Annotated in this window: 18 protein-coding genes; 13 read left to right on the top strand and 5 right to left on the bottom strand. The window is 68.7% G+C overall.

The window, feature by feature from the left end:
• The first annotated feature begins 6 nt into the window (after window positions 1–6).
• The 3 genes from ASG27_RS16300 (at window position 7) to ASG27_RS16290 (ending at window position 2,771) form a co-directional block, all read left to right on the top strand.
• Complete coding sequence (locus ASG27_RS16300) at window positions 7–801, top strand: HipA family kinase (protein ID WP_056418515.1); 795 nt, start codon at window positions 7–9, stop codon at window positions 799–801.
• Window positions 788–1,192, top strand: a complete 405-nt coding sequence (locus ASG27_RS16295; protein ID WP_056418512.1) for a DUF3037 domain-containing protein — start codon at window positions 788–790, stop codon at window positions 1,190–1,192. Before ASG27_RS16300 ends, ASG27_RS16295 begins: the two co-directional genes overlap by 14 nt.
• Window positions 1,193–1,259: 67 nt before the next feature.
• Window positions 1,260–2,771 carry a cobyric acid synthase gene (locus ASG27_RS16290; protein ID WP_156371536.1) on the top strand — a complete coding sequence of 504 codons (1,512 nt, stop codon included), beginning with the start codon at window positions 1,260–1,262 and terminating at the stop codon, window positions 2,769–2,771.
• Window positions 2,772–2,785: 14 nt separating this feature from the next.
• Here ASG27_RS16290 and ASG27_RS16285 read toward each other — a convergent pair whose 3' ends face one another.
• Window positions 2,786–3,577, bottom strand: a complete 792-nt coding sequence (locus ASG27_RS16285) for a class I SAM-dependent methyltransferase (protein ID WP_056418506.1) — start codon at window positions 3,575–3,577, stop codon at window positions 2,786–2,788.
• Between ASG27_RS16285 and cobT the strand changes: the two genes are divergently transcribed.
• Complete coding sequence (gene cobT / locus ASG27_RS16280; RefSeq protein WP_056418503.1) at window positions 3,576–4,640, top strand: nicotinate-nucleotide--dimethylbenzimidazole phosphoribosyltransferase; 1,065 nt, start codon at window positions 3,576–3,578, stop codon at window positions 4,638–4,640. The two genes, ASG27_RS16285 and cobT, sit on opposite strands and share 2 nt — an antisense overlap.
• 13 nt (window positions 4,641–4,653) lie before the next feature.
• On the opposite strand, the gene ASG27_RS16275 is transcribed toward cobT, so the two are convergent.
• Complete coding sequence (locus tag ASG27_RS16275) at window positions 4,654–5,787, bottom strand: GGDEF domain-containing protein (protein WP_235504060.1); 1,134 nt, start codon at window positions 5,785–5,787, stop codon at window positions 4,654–4,656.
• Between the two features lie 261 nt (window positions 5,788–6,048).
• Between ASG27_RS16275 and ASG27_RS16270 the strand changes: the two genes are divergently transcribed.
• The 6 genes from ASG27_RS16270 (at window position 6,049) to ASG27_RS16245 (ending at window position 12,145) form a co-directional block, all read left to right on the top strand.
• Window positions 6,049–7,155 carry an ABC transporter ATP-binding protein gene (locus tag ASG27_RS16270; RefSeq protein ID WP_056418501.1) on the top strand — a complete coding sequence of 369 codons (1,107 nt, stop codon included), beginning with the start codon at window positions 6,049–6,051 and terminating at the stop codon, window positions 7,153–7,155.
• Window positions 7,156–7,226: 71 nt separating this feature from the next.
• A complete protein-coding gene (locus tag ASG27_RS16265; protein ID WP_056169512.1) occupies window positions 7,227–8,534 on the top strand; it encodes an ABC transporter substrate-binding protein in 1,308 nt (435 codons plus the stop codon).
• A 176-nt stretch (window positions 8,535–8,710) separates the two neighbouring features.
• A complete protein-coding gene (locus tag ASG27_RS16260; RefSeq protein WP_056418499.1) occupies window positions 8,711–9,625 on the top strand; it encodes an ABC transporter permease in 915 nt (304 codons plus the stop codon).
• The gene (locus ASG27_RS16255; protein WP_056418496.1) at window positions 9,625–10,518 is read left to right on the top strand and encodes an ABC transporter permease; all 894 of its coding nucleotides are present in this window, start codon (window positions 9,625–9,627) and stop codon (window positions 10,516–10,518) included. Before ASG27_RS16260 ends, ASG27_RS16255 begins: the two co-directional genes overlap by 1 nt.
• A gap of 130 nt (window positions 10,519–10,648) precedes the next feature.
• Complete coding sequence (locus ASG27_RS16250; protein WP_056418493.1) at window positions 10,649–11,359, top strand: GntR family transcriptional regulator; 711 nt, start codon at window positions 10,649–10,651, stop codon at window positions 11,357–11,359.
• A gap of 36 nt (window positions 11,360–11,395) precedes the next feature.
• Window positions 11,396–12,145, top strand: a complete 750-nt coding sequence (locus tag ASG27_RS16245) for an aspartate/glutamate racemase family protein (protein ID WP_056418490.1) — start codon at window positions 11,396–11,398, stop codon at window positions 12,143–12,145.
• Window positions 12,146–12,249: 104 nt separating this feature from the next.
• Here ASG27_RS16245 and nth read toward each other — a convergent pair whose 3' ends face one another.
• Window positions 12,250–12,888: an endonuclease III gene (nth, locus tag ASG27_RS16240; RefSeq protein WP_056418487.1), complete on the bottom strand. Its 639-nt coding sequence runs from the start codon at window positions 12,886–12,888 to the stop codon at window positions 12,250–12,252.
• A complete protein-coding gene (locus ASG27_RS16235) occupies window positions 12,885–13,847 on the bottom strand; it encodes a LysR family transcriptional regulator (protein ID WP_056418483.1) in 963 nt (320 codons plus the stop codon). The genes nth and ASG27_RS16235 overlap by 4 nt, the downstream gene beginning before the upstream one ends.
• Window positions 13,848–13,943: 96 nt before the next feature.
• On the opposite strand from ASG27_RS16235, the gene ASG27_RS16230 reads away from it, so the two are divergent.
• Both ASG27_RS16230 and ASG27_RS16225 read left to right on the top strand, forming a co-directional pair.
• The gene (locus ASG27_RS16230) at window positions 13,944–15,443 is read left to right on the top strand and encodes an amidase (RefSeq protein ID WP_056418480.1); all 1,500 of its coding nucleotides are present in this window, start codon (window positions 13,944–13,946) and stop codon (window positions 15,441–15,443) included.
• Window positions 15,444–15,526: 83 nt separating this feature from the next.
• Window positions 15,527–16,513, top strand: a complete 987-nt coding sequence (locus tag ASG27_RS16225; protein ID WP_056418476.1) for a Bug family tripartite tricarboxylate transporter substrate binding protein — start codon at window positions 15,527–15,529, stop codon at window positions 16,511–16,513.
• Window positions 16,514–16,537: 24 nt separating this feature from the next.
• On the opposite strand, the gene ASG27_RS16220 is transcribed toward ASG27_RS16225, so the two are convergent.
• Window positions 16,538–17,014 carry an AraC family transcriptional regulator gene (locus tag ASG27_RS16220; protein ID WP_056418473.1) on the bottom strand — a complete coding sequence of 159 codons (477 nt, stop codon included), beginning with the start codon at window positions 17,012–17,014 and terminating at the stop codon, window positions 16,538–16,540.
• A gap of 132 nt (window positions 17,015–17,146) precedes the next feature.
• Here ASG27_RS16220 and ASG27_RS16215 point away from each other — a divergent pair, with 132 nt between their 5' ends.
• Window positions 17,147–18,346 carry an aminotransferase-like domain-containing protein gene (locus ASG27_RS16215; RefSeq protein ID WP_056418471.1) on the top strand — a complete coding sequence of 400 codons (1,200 nt, stop codon included), beginning with the start codon at window positions 17,147–17,149 and terminating at the stop codon, window positions 18,344–18,346.
• Window positions 18,347–18,428 lie beyond the last annotated feature (82 nt).

Below are 18,428 nucleotides of genomic sequence, written 5' to 3'. Positions count from 1 at the left end.
CACGTCGTGCGAACCATCACCGTCACCCGCTATGTCACGCCGCTGCGTGAAGGCGGCTCCATGCCCGCCGTGGTCGAAGGCGACGACCTGGGCCTGTACGTGCTCAAGTTCCGCGGGGCAGGGCAGGGCGTGCGCGCCTTGCTGGCCGAGCTTATCGCGGGCGGCATCGCGCGCGCCCTGCAACTGCCGGTGCCCGAGATCGTGCTGGCCGACCTGGACCCGGCGCTCGCGCAGACCGAGCCCGACCCCGAGATCCAGGACCTGGTGCGCGCCAGCGGCGGCCTCAACGTGGGGCTCGATTACCTGTCGGGTGCGCTCAACTTCGACCCGGCGGTCGACGAGGTGACCGACGACTTCGCCTCGCGCCTGGTGTGGTTCGACGCCCTGGTGGCCAATGTGGACCGCACCGCCCGCAACACCAACCTGCTGATGTGGCACCGCAAGCCGTGGCTCATCGACCACGGCGCATCGCTGACCTTTCACCACGCGTGGAACGGCGCGGTGGCGCAACCGGCCAAGCCGTTTGCACCCATGGCCGACCACGTGCTGCTGCACCGCGCCACCGCCATTGCGCAGGTCGATGGCGAGCTGGCCGCATTGCTCACGCGCGATGTGCTCACTGCCATCCTGGCCGATGTGCCCGACGAGTTCCTGGCCATCGCCGGCGCCGAGCACACCGAGGGCCCGCTGTCGGCACCGGCCAGCCACCGCCAGGCCTATGTGGACCATTTCTGCGCGCGCCTGGAAGGCCGTGCCGCCTGGGTGGACGCGTTGAAGGGAGCCTTCGATGCGCAGCGCTGAGATGGACTTGTACGACTACGCCGTCGTGCGCGTGGTGCCGCGTGTGGAGCGCGAAGAATTCATCAACGCCGGCGTGATCCTGTCGTGCCATCGCAGCGGCTTCCTGCAGGCGGCGATCGCGCTCGATGAGGCGCGCCTGCTGGCCATGGACCCGCAGGTGGACATCGACACCGTGCGCCGCCACCTGTCGGCCATCGTTGCCATCTGCGCGGGCGAGGCCGGTTGCGGGCCGATTGCGCAGCTGCCCTTCCGCTCGCGCTTTCACTGGCTGACGGCGCGGCGCAGCGCCATCATCCAGACCTCACCGGTGCACACCGGCCGCTGCACCGATGCGGCGGCGGCGCTCGACCACATCATGGACCGCATGGTGCGGCCCCTGGGTGCGCGCTGAACGCGTCCTGCCGTCCCCATCTTTCATGACCGAGTCTTCGACACATCCTCCACTGGCCCGCTGCGTGATGGTGCTGGGCACCACCAGCGGCGCCGGCAAAAGCTGGCTCACCACCGCCCTGTGCCGCTGGTACAGCAACCAGGGCCTGAAGGTGGCGCCCTTCAAGGCGCAGAACATGAGCAACAACGCACGCGTGGGGCCCGGCCTCGGCGGCACGGGCACCGACGCGGGTGGCTTCGGCGCCTGGGGCGAGATCGGCAGCGCGCAGTACTTCCAGGCGCTGGCTGCCCGCGCCGTGCCCGAGGTGCGCATGAACCCGGTGCTGCTCAAGCCCGAGGCCGACACCAAGAGCCAGGTGGTGCTGATGGGGCAGGTGAGCGCCGAGCTGACCGCGCTGCCCTGGCGCGGCCGCAGCGAACGCGTGTGGCCGCAGATCGCCGCTGCGCTGGACGCCCTGCGCGCCGAAAACGATGTGGTGGTGATCGAAGGCGCGGGCTCGCCCGCGGAGATCAACCTGCACGCCAGCGACATCGTGAACATGCGCGTGGCCCGCCACAGCGATGCGCGCTGCCTGCTGGTGACCGACATCGACCGGGGCGGCGCGTTTGCGCACCTGTACGGCACCTGGGCGCTGTTGCCCGAAGACGAGCGCGCGCTCATCCACGGCTTTGTACTCAACAAATTTCGCGGGGATGCCAGCCTGCTTGCGCCCGCGCCGCAGATGCTGCAGGACCTGACCGGCGTGCCCACGGTCGCCACCATCCCAATGCAGTGGCACCACGGGCTGCCGGAAGAGGACGGCGTATTCGACGACCGCAGCACCGCAGCGGGTGCGGTGCAGACGACCGTGGCCGTCATCGCCTACCCGCGCATCAGCAACCTGGATGAGTTCCAGCCGCTCAAGAACGTGCCTGGTGTGCGCCTGCAGTGGGTGCGCAGCCCGGCCGACCTGGCGGCGCTGGGCGCTGCGGACTGGGTGGTGCTGCCCGGCTCCAAGGCCACCGCGTCGGACCTGGCCTGGCTGCGTGCACAGGGGCTCGACGGGGCCATCGCCACCCATGCCGCGCGCGGCGGGCGGGTGCTGGGCGTGTGCGGCGGCCTGCAGATGCTGGGCGAGGCGCTGATCGACACCGACGGCATCGACGGCAACGCGCCGGGCCTGGGCCTGCTGCCGCTGGTGACCGCCTTTGCGCGCGACAAGACGGTGCGGCTCACGCATACCCGTTGGGGCACGCTGGCGGGCGCATGGAGTGCCTTGTCAGGGGTGGAGGTGTCAGGCTACGAGATCCACCACGGGCAGACCGCGCAGCACCCGGCCATGGCCGCCGGGGGGGATGTGGCGCGCGAGGTGGTGCCGGGCCTGGCCTGGACCAATGCGGCGGGCAATGTGCTGGGGGTCTACCTGCACGGCCTGTTCGAAGACACGGCGGTGCTGCACGCGCTGTTCGGCACGCGCGCCCCCACGCTCGACAGTGTGTTCGACGGCCTGGCGCGGTCCGCCGAGGCCTGCTTTGCGCCCGGCGTGCTGGCGGCGTTGATCGCGCACCCGGCGCCCGGCACTACGCCTGCTGCGGCATGACGGTGCGCGCCGCCTCAGAGCCCCTCGCAGTGGTACGCGAGCGTGGTGTACGGGAAGCGCACGGTGTCTTGCCCGCGCAGCGCGGGGTGGCGGGCGATGAGTTCGTCGATCTGCGCACGCACCTGCTGGCGCTCGGCATCGGGCAGCGCGGCGATGAAGCTCACCGACATGAAGCGGTCGATGATGACCTGCTCTGGCGGGCCCACGTGTTCGTGCTGCAGTCGCGTCTCGGCCAGGGCGCTGAAGCCGGGGTGGGGGAACGGCTTCTTCCAGTCGCCCTTGTAGAACCGCGGGGCATCGCCTTCGAACGGCGTGATGATGGTGGTCAGCTCGGCCACCCAGTCCACGGACTCGTCGCGCACATTCCACACCAGGCCGAGCTTGCCGCCGGGACGCAGCACGCGGTGGAACTCGTCCAGCGCGTCGGTGCCTGCGAACCAGTGGAACGACTGCGCGCAGACCACCGCGTCGAGCGTGGCATCGGGCAGCGGGATGGCCTGCGCCGTGCCTGCCAGCGTGCGCACCGTGGGCAACTGCCGCGCGTCGATCTTGGCGCGCATCGCGTCCACCGGCTCCACGCCCACCACATCCGCCCCGGTGGTCGCCAGCAGCGCGGTGAACTTGCCCGTGCCCGCACCCACATCGGCCACCTGCCGCCCCGGGCCCAGGCCCAGGGTGTGCGCCAGCCAGTCCGACAGCGCCGCCGGGTAGTCCGGCCGGCCGCGCGCGTAGGCCTGGGCCTCTTTCGCGTAACCCTGCTGTGCCGCAGCGTGCACAGCGTCATTCTTTGTGTTCACTACCACCATGACTGCACCTTTCGTTCTACCGTCCGTTGATGATTTGCATGATGCCGCGTTGGCCGCCCGCCTGCAGCATGTGATCGATTACAAGACCAAGCCGCTCGGTTCATTGGGCGCGCTGGAGCGCCTGGCGCTGCGCCTGGGCGTCATCCAGGGCACCGAGACGCCTGCACTGCATGCGCCGCAGATGCTGGTGTGCGCGGGCGACCACGGGCTGGCCGCAAGGGGGGTGTCGGCGTTTCCGAGCGACGTGACGTGGCAGATGGTCGAGAACTTCCTGGCCGGTGGCGCCGCCGTGAGCGTGCTGGCGCGCCAGCACGGCCTGGGCCTCACGGTGGTGGACTGCGGCGTGGCCAAGCCCATCGCGGCGCGTGATGCCGCGCCGGGCCAGCCGCAACTGCTGCTGCGCAAGGTGGCGCTGGGCACGCAAGATGCGTCCGTGGGCCCTGCGATGACCGCAGCGCAGTGCAGCGAGGCCCTGGCGAATGGCGCAGAGGTGGTGCGCGACCTGCCCGGCAATGCGCTGCTGCTGGGCGAGATGGGCATCGGCAACACATCGGTGGCGTCGCTGCTGCTGGCGCGCCTGGCCGGCCTGCCGCTGGCCGAGGTGACGGGTGCGGGCACCGGGCTCGACGCCGCCGGCATCGAGCGCAAGCGCGCCGTGCTGCAGCAGGCGCTGGATGTGAACGCCGAGGCCACCAGTGCGCTCGATGCACTGGCGGCCCTGGGCGGCTTCGAGGTGGCCACGCTGGTCGGCGCGGTGCTGCAGGCGGCGGCCGAGCGCCGCGTGATCGTGGTGGACGGCTTCATCACCAGTGCTGCTGTGCTGGTGGCCAGCCGCCTGCAGCCGCATGTGCTGCAGCGCTGCGTGTTCGCCCACCGCTCGGGCGAACTGGGCCACAGCCTCATGCTGGCGCAGATGCAGGCCGAGCCGCTGCTGGACCTGGGCCTGCGCCTGGGCGAGGGCTCGGGCGCGGCGCTGGCCTGGCCGCTGCTGCAGTCGGCCTGCGCGGTGCTGGGTGAGATGGCGAGCTTCGAGTCGGCCGGCGTGGCCACGCAGACGGCCTGACGGGCTGCCTGCGTCAGGCCGCCACGGTGCGGTTGCGCCCCTGTTCCTTGGCGCGGTACAGCGCCGCATCGGCGCGCGAGAGCATCGCGTCCAGCGTCTCGTCCGGCCCCTGCCAGCTGGTCACGCCGATGCTGACCTGGCAGTCGAGGGCGTGGCCCGCGGCCAGGGCGGCGTGGATGCGCTGGGCCACCTGCGCGGCGGCTGCGGCATCGGCACCGGGCAGCAGCACCATGAATTCCTCCCCGCCGTAGCGGCCCAGGCGGTCTTGCCGGCGCAGCACCTGCCGTGTGCTGTCGGCAAAGTGCACCAGCACCGCATCGCCGTGCTGGTGGCCGTGGGTGTCGTTCACCGCCTTGAAGTTGTCCAGGTCCAGCATCATGATGGACGGGCCCTGGGCGTAGCGGTGGGCGCGCTCCAGTTCGTCCTCGCAGCGCTGCAGCAACGCGCGGCGGTTGAGCGTGTTGGTCAGCGAGTCGTGCGTGGCCAGGTGTTCCAGCTCGGTGCGCAGCCGGTCGGTGGCCATCAGCACCGCGCCGATGGACAGCATGAGCACCGTCAGCACGTAGGCGCCGATGTAGAAGGTCTGGAACATCGAGGGCTCCATCAGGTTGGCGCCCGCATGCCCGATGGCGATGGAGACGAGCCGCAGGGCGAGCACGGCCATGTGCAGGGCCAGCACCGCCTCCACCAGGCGCACCGGAAAGGTCTGCTCGCCATGGCGCAGCATGAAGCGCAGCTGCGCGGCGTAGATGAAACCCATCATGGCCGAGAAGAAGGCCACCCGCAGCGCGTAGTGCGGGACCCAGTAGGTGAGCACGATGAACACCAGCGTGCTGGCGGCCATGACCCAGGCCCACACGCGCCAGGTGCTGGGCGCCCCCATGAAGCTGCGCGTGCCCATGTAGTAGGTGACGGTGCCCAGCACCAGCAGTTCGTTGGCGAGCACCAGGCTCAGCCAGTCGGGTACGAAACCGCGCACGCTGAAGAGCACGGTGGAGGCCAGCCACAGCAGCGGGGCCACCGCCCAGGCGCCCACGCCACGGATCGATGGCGGGTAGTGCCGCCGCATGAACAGGAGCACGATGGCCATGACCGCGGACATGAAGCCCGCCATGGCGATCATGGAGCGCGGGTCGAGGTGCGTCATCCGGCGTGGGGGGAGGTGGCGCCTCTTGTAAAGGTAAGTATTTGTGTCTGCCTCGGTTTCAGTATAGCCATGCGCCAAGCGGCTCACCAGCAAGGCGCGCCGCGCAAACGTTTTCGCACCAATAAAAGGCTGCACCGTGCGGGCGAGGTGCCGGCGGTTCGTGCAACTGGTGCGCTGTGCGCACGATGCTGGTGCATTTTGTACTCAAAGTGAATAAAAGATTGTGTACAAAACTGGCACGGCGCTTGCAATAGTCAGTGCATGCAAGTCCCAGCCCCTGCCAAGGCCCCGGCCGCCATCGAAATCGTCGCACTCACCAAGCGGTATGCCCACGGCAAACCCGCGGTGGATGCGATCAACCTGCGCATTGCGAGCGGCAGCTATTGCTGCCTGCTGGGCCCCTCGGGCTGCGGCAAAAGCACCACGCTGCGCATGATCGCCGGGCACGAGTCGGTCACCAGCGGCGACATCCTGCTGGAGAACCGCAACATCACCGACCTGCCCGCCGCGGCGCGCGGCACGGCCATGATGTTCCAGAGCTTTGCGCTGTTCCCGCACCTGTCGGCGCTGGACAACGTGGCCTTCAGTTTGAAGATGAAGGGCGTGGCCCGGGCCGAGCGGCAGGCCAAGGCGCGCGACCTGCTCGAGCGCGTGGCCATGGGCCACCTGGCCGATCGCAAGCCGGCCGAGCTGTCGGGCGGGCAGCAGCAGCGCGTGGCGCTGGCGCGCGCGCTCATCACCCAGCCGCGCGTGCTGCTGCTGGACGAACCGCTTTCCGCGCTGGACCCTTTCCTGCGCATCCAGATGCGCGCCGAGCTGCGCCGCTGGCAAAAGGAGCTGGGCCTGACCTTCATCCACGTGACCCATTCGCAGGAAGAGGCCATGGCCCTGGCCGACACCATGGTGGTGATGAACCACGGCGTGATCGAGCAGGTGGGCAGCCCGCACGAGGTCTACAACCGCCCGGCCAGCGAGTTCGTGGCGCGCTTCATGGGCGGCCACAACGTGATCGATACGCTGGACGGCAAGGTCGGCGTGCGCACCGACCACCTGCAGATCGCCCCTGCCAGTGCCGAGCTGCCCTGGGGCGCCCAGCGCATGCAGGCCGTGGTGACCGACGTGGAGTACCAGGGCACCTATGTGCTGCTGGGCCTGCAAAAGCAGGGCGTGGCCCTGTCGGCCAACGCCACGGCGGCGTATTCGGTGATGGTGTCCGAGGCCGCCTTTGCCACCCAGCCGTATGCGGTGGGCCAGGGCGTGCAGCTGCACTGGACGCCGGAGCAGGCCCACCCGCTGTCGCCCCGCACGGTGCCGGTATCCGCGCCTGCTGCTGCTGCTGCGGCCACTGCGCAGGCCGTGCCGGCCTGACCCTTTTTCGTTTGATCGTTCGTCCTCTCGTTTCCAACCCCCTGCCACTTCGCCAACCAAGGAGCTTTCCCATGTCCGACGACTCTCGTGCTGATTCCCCCGCTGTTGTTGCTGCCGCCGCCTCCGACACCACCGGCGGCATGCAGCGCCGCTCGCTGCTCAAGGGCACGGCGGGCATCCTGGCCGCTGGCGTGTTCCCGGCCGTCCATTCGCAGGAAAAGATCGTGCTGCGCTACCTGGGCACGGCGGTGAACCAGGACAAGGCGATTGCCGAGAAGTTCAAGGCCGACACCGGCATCGAGATCCAGTACGTGGCCGTGACCACGGACGACGTGACCAAGCGCGCCGTGACCGCGCCCAACAGTTTCGACCTGATCGACACCGAGTACTTCTCGCTGAAAAAGATCGTGCCCACGGGCAACTTGAAGGGCATCGACACCAAGCGCATCAAGAACGCCGACAAGATCACCACGCTGTTCACCACCGGCATGGTGGCCGGCAAGGCCGTGGGCGACCAGGGCACGGCGCCCAAGAAGGTGATCTATCTGGAAGGCGAAAAGTCTAAGAAATTCGCAACCGCGCCCACGCAGTTCATGTCGCTGATCCCCACCGTGTACAACGCCGACACGCTGGGCATCCGCCCCGATTTGATCAAGCGCCCCATCAGCTCCTGGGCCGAGCTTCTGAACCCCGAGTTCAAGGGCAAGACCGCGATCCTGAACATTCCTTCGATCGGCATCATGGACGCCGCCATGGTGGTCGAGGCCATGGGCATCTACAAGTACCCCGACAAGGGCAACATGACCAAGAAGGAGATCGACCTCACGATCAAGACCCTGATCGAAGCCAAGAAGCAGGGCCAGTTCCGCGCGCTGTGGAAGGACTTCAACGAGTCGGTCAACCTGATGGCATCGGGCGAGGTGGTGATCCAGTCGATGTGGAGCCCGGCCGTCACCGCCGTGCGCACCAAGGGCATCGCCTGCAACTTCCAGCCGCTCAAGGAAGGCTACCGCGCCTGGGCCGCCGGCTTCGGCCTGCCGGCCACATTGAGCGGCCGCAAGCTCGACGGCGCGTACGAGTTCATCAACTGGTTCCTGGACGGCTGGGCCGGCGCGTACCTGAACCGCCAGGGCTACTACAGCGCCGTGCTGGAAACCGCCAAGTCCAAGATGGAAGCCTACGAGTGGGCCTACTGGATGGAAGGCAAGCCCGCCACGCAGGACATCAAGAGCCCCAATGGCGACGTGCTGGCCAAGACCGGCGCGGTGCGCGACGGCGGCAGCTATGAGTCGCGCATGGGTGGCATCGCCTGCTGGAACGCGCTGATGGACGAGAACAACTATATGGTTCAGAAGTGGAATGAATTCGTCGCGGCGTAGAGGTTTCACCCCCTGAGGCGCTGCGCGCCTTCACCCCTCTCTCGAACCGCTGCGCGGTTCGGGAGGGGGACGCCCCCGGTGCGGCGGGGCGGCCCTTGCACGGGGGCACTGGCCTCTGGCAGCGCCAGTTTCGGCGACCGTTGCCCGATGCGATGGATATTTGATTTGAAAACACCATGAGCACTACCCACACTCCGACCATGCCTGCAGCTGCCACTCCCGGGCGCGGCATTGCCGCCTGGTGGCAGGCCGCGCCGTTCACGCTGGTGTTCGTGCTGTTCTTCCTGGTGCCGCTCGCGCTGATCGTGATGGTCAGCTTCTGGGACTTCAACGAGTACGAATTGCTGCCCGGCTTCACGTTCAAGAACTACGTGTCGATCTTTGCGGGCTGTGGCGATGCGTCAGACGGCCTGTGCGTCACGCTCAAGACGTACTGGTCCACGCTCAAGTTCAGTTTTCTGGTGTGGCTGATCACGCTGGTGATCGGCTTCACGGTGGCCTATTTCCTGGCCTTTCATGTGCGCTCGTCAGGCATGCAGACGCTGCTGTTCGTGCTGTGCACCATTCCGTTCTGGACGTCGAACGTGATCCGCATGATCTCGTGGGTGCCGCTGCTGGGGCGCAATGGGCTGGTGAACCAGACCCTGGTGGGGGCGGGGCTGGTCGATCAGCCCGTCGAATGGCTGCTGTTCTCGGACTTCTCGGTGGTGCTGGCCTTCGTGCACCTGTACACCATGTTCATGATCGTGCCCATCTTCAACAGCATGATGCGCATCGACCGCAGCCTCATCGAGGCCGCCAGCGACAGCGGGGCCAGCGGCTGGCAGACGCTGTGGAACGTGATCGTGCCGCTGTCGCGCACCGGCATCATCATCGGGTCCATCTTCGTGATCACCATCGTCATGGGCGACTTCGTCACCATCGGCGTGATGGGCGGCCAGCAGATCGCCTCCATCGGCAAGATCATCCAGGTGCAGACGTCGTACCTGCAGTTCCCACTGGCGGCGGCCAATGCCGTGATCCTGCTCGCGGTGGTGCTCATGATCATCTGGGGCCTCACGCGCCTCGTGGACATCCGTAAGGAACTGTGATGGCAAACCGCATCCGCGAATCCCGCCCCGCCAGCTTCTGGCTGCTGGCCATCGTGTTCAGCCTGTTCGTGCTGTTCATGTACGGGCCCATGTTCGTCATCTTCATCCTGAGCTTCCAGGGCCCCGAAGGCGGGCTGACCTTTCCCATGCGCGGCGTGTCGCTGCACTGGTTCCACAAGCTGGCCGAAGGCCTGGGCGTGGTGGATATCGGCGCGGCGCTGTGGCGCTCGCTGGGCCTGGGTGTGGCGGTGATGCTGTGCACGGTGGTGCTGTCGGTGCTGGCGGGCCTGGCCTTTCGCAAGCGGCTGGCGGGCGGCAATACGCTGTTCTTCATCGTCGTGGCCAGCCTGATCATGCCGTCCATCATCGTGTCGCTGGGCATAGGCCTGGAGTTCCGGCTCATCGACAACGGCATCAAGGCCGCGCTCGAATGGCTGGGCATGGAGAGCGCGCTCGAGGGCTACGGCACGTCGCTCGGCCTGTTCACCTCGGCCCTGGGCGCGCACCTGACCTGGACGCTGCCGTTCGGCCTGCTGATCATGTTCGCGGTGTTCAACCGCTTCAACCCGGCGTACGAAGAGGCCGCGCGCGACCTGGGCGCCACGCCCTGGCAGGGCTTTGCCCATGTGGTGCTGCCGCTGATCGCGCCCTCGGTCGTGGGCATCGGCATGTTCGGCTTCACGCTCAGCTGGGACGAGATCGCCCGCACCTCGCAGGCCATCGGTGATGTGAACACGCTGCCGCTGGAACTGCAGGGCCTGACCAGCACGGTCACCACGCCGTCGATCTACGCGCTGGGCACCCTGACCACGGTGGTGTCGTTCGTGGTGATGGGCATCACGCTCGCCCTGGTGTGGGCATTGGGCCGCGGGCGCAAGGGCCGTTCGGGGTAAAAACGGCACATCTATGACCACGACTGCCAAGAAACCCCGGCGCGCAGCCCAGGCTGCCGCTTCTGTCCCCGCCTCCGCGCCCGCTGAATCGCCCGTTCAGTCGACCGTCCCGGCGCCTGTTCCGTCGCCCATGGCCGACGTCCCGGGCCAACTGAGCGACAACGACATGTACGACCGCATGGTGTCGGCCATCCTGGACCACCGCCTGCCGCCCGGCACCAAGCTGGTCGAAGACAAGCTGGCAGCGGCCTTCGGCGTGTCGCGCACGCGCGTGCGGCCGCTGCTGGTGCGGCTGGCCAACGAGCAGGTGGTCACGCTCACGCCCAACCGGGGCGCGTCCATCGCCCAGCCGACACCGCAAGAGGCGCTCGAGGTGTTCGAGGTCCGCCGCCTGCTGGAGCCGCGCCTGGTAGAGCTTTTCATCGCCAACGCCACCGACGCCGACATCGCCGCGCTGCGCACCTGCATCGACGACGAAGAGGCTGCGCGCGCCGGTGGCGACATGCGCCGGGCCATCCGCCTGTCGGGCGACTTTCACCTGCACATCGCCCAGGCCGCGGGCCACCAGACGCTGGGGCGCATCCTGCGCGAACTGGTCTCGCGCACTTCGCTCATCCTCATGACCTACAGCCCGAGCCATGCCCGCGAGCGCGAGGAGGCCACCGCCTGCGGCTGCCGTGAGCACCGCGCGCTGATCGACGCCATCCGCCTGCGCGACGCGCGCGAGGCGGCGCGGCTGATGCTGGACCATTTGAAACGCATCGAGTCCCAGTTGGAGTTCACGCCGCCCGCCAGCGATGCGCCCGACCTCATCGGCCTGCTGCTGGGCCGGGCGGCCTGAGCGCATGGACCCGCCTTCCACGACCTTCTCCACACCGTGCGCCAACTGCTGGTCATCAATCCCAACACCTCTGCCGGCGTGAGCGCGCTGCTGCAGCACCACGTGCAGGCCGCTGCGGGCTCGCACGTGGCGGTGCGCACCGCCACGGCGCGTTTCGGTGCGCCCTACATCGCCTGCGAGGCCAGCTACGCCGTGGCCGCGCACGCCGCGCTCGACGCCTGGGCCCATGACCTGGCCCAGCCACAGGGCAGGCAGCAGCCGCCCGATGCCGTGCTGATCGGCTGCTTCGGCGACCCGGGCCTGATGGCGCTGCGTGAAAGCAGCCCCGTGCCCGTGACCGGCCTGGCCGAAGCGTCCTTCATCGAAGCCGCCCGCCACGGCCGCTTTGCCATCGTCACCGGTGGCGAGCGCTGGGGCCCCATGCTGCAGCGCCTGGCGCAGGCCCTGGGGCATGCGCACGGGCTGGCAGGCATCCACACTGTTGCGCCCACGGGTGCCCAACTGGCCGCCGACCCGGACGCCGCCCGCGCCCTGCTGGCCCAGGCCTGCCGCGACGTGGTGCGCCAGATGGGTGTGCAGGCCGTCATCCTGGGCGGTGCAGGCCTGGCCGGCATGGCCGCCGCCGTGCAGCCGCAAGTGGGCGTACCGGTGATCGACAGCGTGGTGGCGGGCGCGACCTGGGCACTGCGGGTGCACCCGGTGCCGCCGGAGCGGCGGGTGGCGGGGTTCGATGTCGCGTGGAGCGGAGTCTCGGCGGACATGGCGGCATTGGCTGCGGCGGCTTGACCATGTTCGGTGCTTGCGCGCCGGGGCTTCAAGAGTTTTTGGCCTCTACCGCTTGACTGGTAAGTGCCAGTAGCTATCGAATCTGTAGCGGCGGGCCCTATGGTTCAAGGCGCCATTACCTTCGGCTCGAAATCGCAATACCGTGCCACCACGCACTCCCAGCAGTGCGGCTTGCGCGCCTGGCACACGTAGCGGCCGTGCAGGATGAGCCAGTGGTGCGAGTCCACGGCGTATGCATCGGGCACGCGCTTCATCAGCTGCAGCTCCACGGCCAGCGGGTTTTTGCCCGGGGCCAGGCCGGTGCGGTTGCTCACGCGGAAGATGTGGGTGTCCACCGCCATGGTCGGTTGACCGAACGCCACGTTGAGCACCACGTTGGCCGTCTTGCGGCCCACGCCGGGCAGGGCCTCCAGGGCTTCGCGGGTGCGGGGGACCTGGCCGCCGTGCTGCTCCACCAGGATCTGGCAGGTCTGCAGCAGATGGCGGGCCTTGCTCTTGTATAGGCCGATGGTCTTGATGTAGCCCTCCAGGCCCTCCAACCCCAGGTCCCAGATGGCCTGGGGCGTGCCCGCCACCGGAAACAGCTTGCGCGTGGCCTTGTTCACGCCCACGTCGGTGGCCTGGGCCGATAGCAGCACGGCGGCCAGCAGTTCGAACGGGGTGGTGTACTCCAGCTCCGTGTTGGGCATGGGGTTCGCCGCCTTGAGGGTGGCGAAGAAGGGCTCGATGTCGGAGGTCTTCATCTGGACTTGGGTGGGGATGTCTTTTTTCTGGAAGGCACGGGTGGTGCCGCTGCATTGTCCCGCAGCTGGCCGCGCAGGAATTCCAGGAACATGCGCACGGCGGCCGGCAGGGTGCGGCCGTGCAGGGTCTGCAGTTCGGTATGGCGCGCGCCCATGCCGGGCTCGCGGATCTGTGCGGCGTGCAGCTCGCCGCGCTGCACGCGGTCGCGCACTGTGACCTCGCCCGAGATCGACAGCCCCCCGCCGTGCAGCACGAAGTGCATCAGGGTCTCGAAGTGGTTGCACACCAGCGCGGGCTCGAACACCAGGCCGCGCTGGCTGCAGCCGATGTCGAACAGCTGGCGCACGGTGTTGTCGCGCTCGGGCAGGGCGATGGGGTAGCCATGCATCTGCGCCAGCGTGACCGACGCGAAGCGCGCGAGCGTGTGGTCCTTGCGCATGATGGCGATGACGGGGGATGCCTGCCGGTGCTGCACGGTGATGTCGCGCTCGGCCGAGCGGCTGTAGGTCAGGCCGATGTCGGCATCGCCGTTGAGCACGGCGGTGGTCACGGCCGCGGGGCTGACCACCCGCAGGTGGAACTGGATGCCGGGGTATTGCGTGCGGAACTGCGCCATCACCCGGGGCAGGAATTCGATGGCAAAGCCGGCCGAGCTGCACACGCGCACCAGCCCGGTGTGCAGGCCCTGCAGCGCCGCAATGTCTGACACCACACGGTCCGCCTCCAGCGCGCCGCGCCGGGCGTAGGCCGCCAGCAGCTCGCCGGCGGCGCTGGGCGCCATGCCGCGCGGGCGCCGCTCGAACAGCGGCACGGATAGCAGGTCTTCGAGCGCGGCCACCTGCCGGCTGACGGCCGAGGGCGACACGTTCAGGCGCGTGGCGGCCTCGCTGACCGAGCCGCTGCGCACGACCTCCAGAAAGTAGCGCAGTGCCGTGTCCTGAAGCCGGGTCGAAAGCATGGGGCCGCCTTGGGGTGTGGGTTGCATAAAACGCAACGATAACCTCAGAAATCGTCGATTGTCGAAACGCAAGGCGCTGCTTATGCTGACTTGCAAATGACACAATCCTCCAGCACAGCCACATCGGCCACACCCGCGCAGCCTGCCCAGGGCAGGGCACCGGGCGGCATCGTCGGCCACACGGCCACCAGCCTGTCGCGCGCCATCCACGCCCGCGATGTGTCGTGCGCCGAGGTGCTCGACGCCTACCTGGCCCAGGTCGACCGCCTGAACCCCGTGGTCAATGCGCTCGTGGCGCTGGCAGACCGCGACGCGCTGCGCACGCAGGCCGCCGAGCGCGATGCGCAGCTGGCGCGCGGCGAGAGCCTGGGTCCGCTGCACGGCTTTCCGCAGGCACCCAAGGACATCATGCCCGCGGCCGGCATGGTCACCACGCGCGGCTCACCCATCTTTGCGGGGCAGGTGTCCACCACCGACGCCGTGGTGTTCGAGCGCATGCGCGCGGGCGGCGCACTGTTCATCGGCCGCAGCAACTCGCCCGAGTTCGGCCTGGGCGGGCACACCTACAACCCGGTGTACGGCACCACGCGCAATGCGTTCGACCCGGGCGTGTCGGCGGGCGGCAGCAGCGGCGGGGCGGCGGTGGCCGTGGCGCTGCACATGCTGCCGGTGGCCGACGGATCGGACATGATGGGGTCGCTGCGCACGCCGGCGGCGTTCAACAACGTGTACGGGCTGCGCACCTCGTTCGGCCTGGTGCCGCACGGCCCGACGGAAGAGGTGTTCTTCCAGCAGTTCAGCGTGACCGGGCCCATGGCGCGCAACATCCCGGACCTGGCGCTGCTGCTGTCGGTGCAGGCGGGCTTCGATGCGCGGCTGCCGCTCACCCGCCGGCACGAGGACATTGCCTTGCTGGGGCGGCCGCTGGAGCGCGACTTCCGCGGTGCACGCATCGGCTGGCTGGGCGACCTGGGCGGGCACCTGCCCACCGAGCCCGGCGTGCTGGCCACTTGCGAGCAGGCGCTCGCGCACTTTCGCACGGTGGGCTGCGCGGTGGAATCCGTGGTGCCTGCGTTCGACATGGCCCAGCTGTGGAACGCCTGGATCGACCTGCGCAGCTTCAGCGTGGCGGGGGCCAACGCGGCCCTGTACCGCAACCCGGCCACGCACGCACTGCTCAAGGCCGAGGCGGTGTGGGAGATCGAGCGCGGCATGCGCCTGTCGGCCCTGCAGGTGTACGACGCCGCCCGTGTGCGCAGTGCCTGGTACCAGGTGCTGCGCGGCCTGTTCGAGCAGTTCGACTTTCTGGTGCTGCCGGCCGCGCAAGTCTTCCCGTTCAATGCCGACCTGGACTGGCCGCACGAGGTCGGCGGGCGCACCATGGACACCTACCACCGCTGGATGGAGGCCGTGGTGCCCGCCACCATGGCCGGCCTGCCTGCCTTGGCTGCGCCTGCGGGCTTCGGGTCCGGGGGCTTGCCGGCGGGGCTGCAGATCATCGGCCCGGCGCAGTCCGATGCGGCCGTGCTGCAGATCGGCCATGCGTACGACCAGGCCAGCGGCCATGCCCGGGTGCCGAGCCCGTTGCTGGGTTGATGCGCGCTATTTTTTCCATCGTTTCGCCATCCCGCCCTTACCGCCATCCTGCCCTTGCCGCTTTTTTGACCGGAGAACCCACCATGTCCCTGCCGCGCTCCCGCTTCGTATCGTGTCTCCTGGCCAGCGCCTTCGTGCTGGCGGCGCCCGCCGTGTCCTGGGCGCAGCAGACCTATCCCGACCGGCCCGTGAAGCTGGTCGTCCCGTTCGCGCCAGGCGGCGCCACGGACATCCTGGGGCGCCTGCTGGCCACGGCGATGGGCGAGCGGCTGGGCCAGCCGATGGTGGTCGAAAACAGGCCGGGCGCGGGCACGGTGGTGGCTGCGTCGCTGGTGGCCAAGGCACCGGCCGACGGCTACACCCTGCTGCTGGGCGCCAACACCACGCTCACCATGAACCCCGCCATCCGCACCAACCTGCCGTACGACCCGGTGCGCAGCTTCACGCCCATCGGCCTGGTGGCCGACATGGGGCTGCTGCTGGTGGCCCACAACGATGTGCAGGGCAGCACGCTCAAGGACATCGTGGCGCAGGCCAAGGCCGCGCCGGACAAGTTCTCGTACGGGTCCTACGGCACGGGCTCGTCGGTGCACTTCGGCGCCGAGATGCTCAAGGCCACCGCGGGCTTTCCGATGCTGCACGTGCCCTTCAACGGCAGCTCGCCCAACCTGACTGCGCTGATGGGCGGGCAGGTGCAGCTGGCGGTGGACACGGTGGTGGCCTCCACACCGCTCATCAAGGCCGGCAAGATCAAGCCCATCGCCGTGCTGAGCCCGCAGCGCCTGGCATTGCTGCCCAACGTGCCCACGGTGGCCGAGAGCGGCTACCCGGGCTTCGACATGGGCTCGTGGTTCGCGTTCGTCGCGCCCGCCGGCCTGCCCGCACCGGTGCAGAAAAAGCTGGAGAAGGCCCTGGCGGACACCATGGCGTCCGCCGAATTCAAGAAGAAGCTGGTGGACATCGGCATGACCCCGGCCTGGGGCAACGGCGACGCGCTGCGCGCCCGCATCGAGCGCGAACTGCCGCTGATGCGCGCCGTGGCGGCGCGGGCGGACATCCGCGTCGATTGATCAAGAAGGCGATGCGGGGGGCGCTCAGGCCGTGCGCTGCACCGCCAGACACAGCCAGCACGGAAACGCACCGGTGGCGGGGTTGACGGCAAAGTGCTCGTCATACACCTCGACGGCGGGCCGCGCGGCCACCTCCCAGCCCGCGGGGATCTGCCCCGGCGCCATCATGCCCGCCCAGGCCGCGCCGATCTCGGGCCCGGTGCCCACGAACTGCAGGCAGGCGTAGTCGCCGCCCGCAAAGTCCTGCACCATCGCCTCGGTGCCCGTGCGCAAGCCCACGCCCACCTGCACGCAGGCGTCGTAGCGGCACTGCTCGGGCGGGGTGCAGGCGGGGTTGTCCAGGCTGATCCCGTAGTACTTGGGGCGCGGCTCGGCCAGGCCATGGGCCTGGCACCACCGGCCAAAGCGGTCCCACAGGTGCGTGAGCGACGGGCCGTAGGGGCCGGTCTGGCGCATGTAGGCCAGGCGCATGCGGGGCAATTGGCGGATTTCGAGGGGCATGGGGCAGGTCTTTCAGTCGGGTGATGGCCGACAACGCGGCGCCTTGCATCGTAAACACCTTGCCCGTCGCAGGAAACCTGCTCGGCAATTGGCGACAATGGCAGATTCTTCGCCACCCACCTTGTTGACGCCATGCAATTCGCCGACCGCCTGAACAATGTAGAAACCTCCGCCATCCGCGAGCTTTTCAAGCTGCTGGGCAAGCCCGGCATCATCAGCTTTGCGGGTGGCTTCCCGGACAGCGCGATGTTCGACGTGGATGGCATCCGCGCTGCCAGCAACGCCGCGCTGGCCGAAGAACCCGGCGCCGCGCTGCAGTACGGCGCCACCGAGGGCTACAACCCGCTGCGCGAGCAACTGGCCGCCTTCATGGCATCCAAGGGTGCCACGGCGGTCGCGGCCGACAACCTCATCGTCACCACCGGCAGCCAGCAGGCGCTGGACCTGCTGGGCAAGACGCTCATCAGCCCCGGCGACAAGGTCATCGTGGAAGGCCCGACCTTCCTGGCCACCATCCAGTGCTTTCGCCTGTACGGCGCCGAACTCATCAGCGCACCCATCGACGCCAACGGCGTGAAGACCGACGAGCTGGAAAAGCTGATCGCCGAGCACAAGCCCAAGTTCGTCTACCTCATCCCCACCTTCGGCAACCCCAGCGGCGTGATGCTGAGCGCCGAGCGCCGCAAGGCCGTGCTGGAGATGGCCGTGAAGCACAACACCCTGATCGTCGAGGACGACCCCTACGGCGACCTGTATTTTGGCGACGCGCCACCCCCCAGCCTGCTCAACCTGTCGGCCAGCGTGCCCGGCAGCCGCGAGCTGCTGGTGCACTGCGGCAGTTTGAGCAAGGTGCTGTCGCCCGGCCTGCGCGTGGGCTGGATGATCGCCCCGGCCGAGCTGCTGGCCAAAGCCACCATGTGCAAGCAGTTCAGCGATGCGCACACCAGCACCTTCGCCCAGGCCACGGCCGCCCAGTACCTCAAGGCCGGCCGCATGCCTGCCACGCTGGCCAACGTGCGCAAGGTGTACGCCGAGCGTGCTCAGGCCATGGGCGATGCGCTGCGCAAGGACCTGGGCGACGCCATCGAGTTCGTGCAGCCCCAGGGCGGCCTGTTCGTGTGGGCGCGCCTGACCGGCGCGGGCGGCAAGGTGGCCGACGGCAATGTGCTGGCCAAGCGCGCCATCGAAAAGGGCGTGGCCTTCGTGCCCGGCACGCCGTTCTTCTGCGCCAACCCCGACCACGCCACGCTGCGCCTGTCGTTCGCGACCGCCGATGTGGAGAAGATCCGCGAAGGCGTCGCCCGCCTGGGGCAAGCAGTGACAACCCCCTGAGTCGCTTCGCGCCTTCCCCCTTCTCTCGAATTGCTTTGCAATTCGGGAAGGGGGACACCGCCAGCGCGGCGGGGCGGCCCTT

Source organism: Acidovorax sp. Leaf191 (genome assembly GCF_001424425.1).
Classification (GTDB): domain Bacteria; phylum Pseudomonadota; class Gammaproteobacteria; order Burkholderiales; family Burkholderiaceae_C; genus Acidovorax.
The sequence above is the reverse complement of the archived record's forward strand: the minus strand, read 5'-3'. Positions and strand labels throughout refer to the sequence as shown.

Excerpts from the sequence above, each read along its gene's own strand:
- ASG27_RS16295 (WP_056418512.1), top strand. The coding sequence starts at position 788 with ATGCGCAGCGCTGAGATGGACTTGTACGACTACGCCGTCGTGCGCGTG.
- ASG27_RS16290 (WP_156371536.1), top strand. The coding sequence starts at position 1,260 with ATGGTGCTGGGCACCACCAGCGGCGCCGGCAAAAGCTGGCTCACCACC.
- cobT (WP_056418503.1), top strand. The coding sequence starts at position 3,576 with ATGACTGCACCTTTCGTTCTACCGTCCGTTGATGATTTGCATGATGCC.
- ASG27_RS16285 (WP_056418506.1), bottom strand. The coding sequence starts at position 3,577 with ATGGTGGTAGTGAACACAAAGAATGACGCTGTGCACGCTGCGGCACAG.
- ASG27_RS16275 (WP_235504060.1), bottom strand. The coding sequence starts at position 5,787 with ATGACGCACCTCGACCCGCGCTCCATGATCGCCATGGCGGGCTTCATG.
- ASG27_RS16270 (WP_056418501.1), top strand. The coding sequence starts at position 6,049 with ATGCAAGTCCCAGCCCCTGCCAAGGCCCCGGCCGCCATCGAAATCGTC.
- ASG27_RS16265 (WP_056169512.1), top strand. The coding sequence starts at position 7,227 with ATGTCCGACGACTCTCGTGCTGATTCCCCCGCTGTTGTTGCTGCCGCC.
- ASG27_RS16260 (WP_056418499.1), top strand. The coding sequence starts at position 8,711 with ATGAGCACTACCCACACTCCGACCATGCCTGCAGCTGCCACTCCCGGG.
- ASG27_RS16255 (WP_056418496.1), top strand. The coding sequence starts at position 9,625 with ATGGCAAACCGCATCCGCGAATCCCGCCCCGCCAGCTTCTGGCTGCTG.
- ASG27_RS16250 (WP_056418493.1), top strand. The coding sequence starts at position 10,649 with ATGGCCGACGTCCCGGGCCAACTGAGCGACAACGACATGTACGACCGC.
- nth (WP_056418487.1), bottom strand. The coding sequence starts at position 12,888 with ATGAAGACCTCCGACATCGAGCCCTTCTTCGCCACCCTCAAGGCGGCG.
- ASG27_RS16235 (WP_056418483.1), bottom strand. The coding sequence starts at position 13,847 with ATGCTTTCGACCCGGCTTCAGGACACGGCACTGCGCTACTTTCTGGAG.
- ASG27_RS16230 (WP_056418480.1), top strand. The coding sequence starts at position 13,944 with ATGACACAATCCTCCAGCACAGCCACATCGGCCACACCCGCGCAGCCT.
- ASG27_RS16225 (WP_056418476.1), top strand. The coding sequence starts at position 15,527 with ATGTCCCTGCCGCGCTCCCGCTTCGTATCGTGTCTCCTGGCCAGCGCC.
- ASG27_RS16220 (WP_056418473.1), bottom strand. The coding sequence starts at position 17,014 with ATGCCCCTCGAAATCCGCCAATTGCCCCGCATGCGCCTGGCCTACATG.
- ASG27_RS16215 (WP_056418471.1), top strand. The coding sequence starts at position 17,147 with ATGCAATTCGCCGACCGCCTGAACAATGTAGAAACCTCCGCCATCCGC.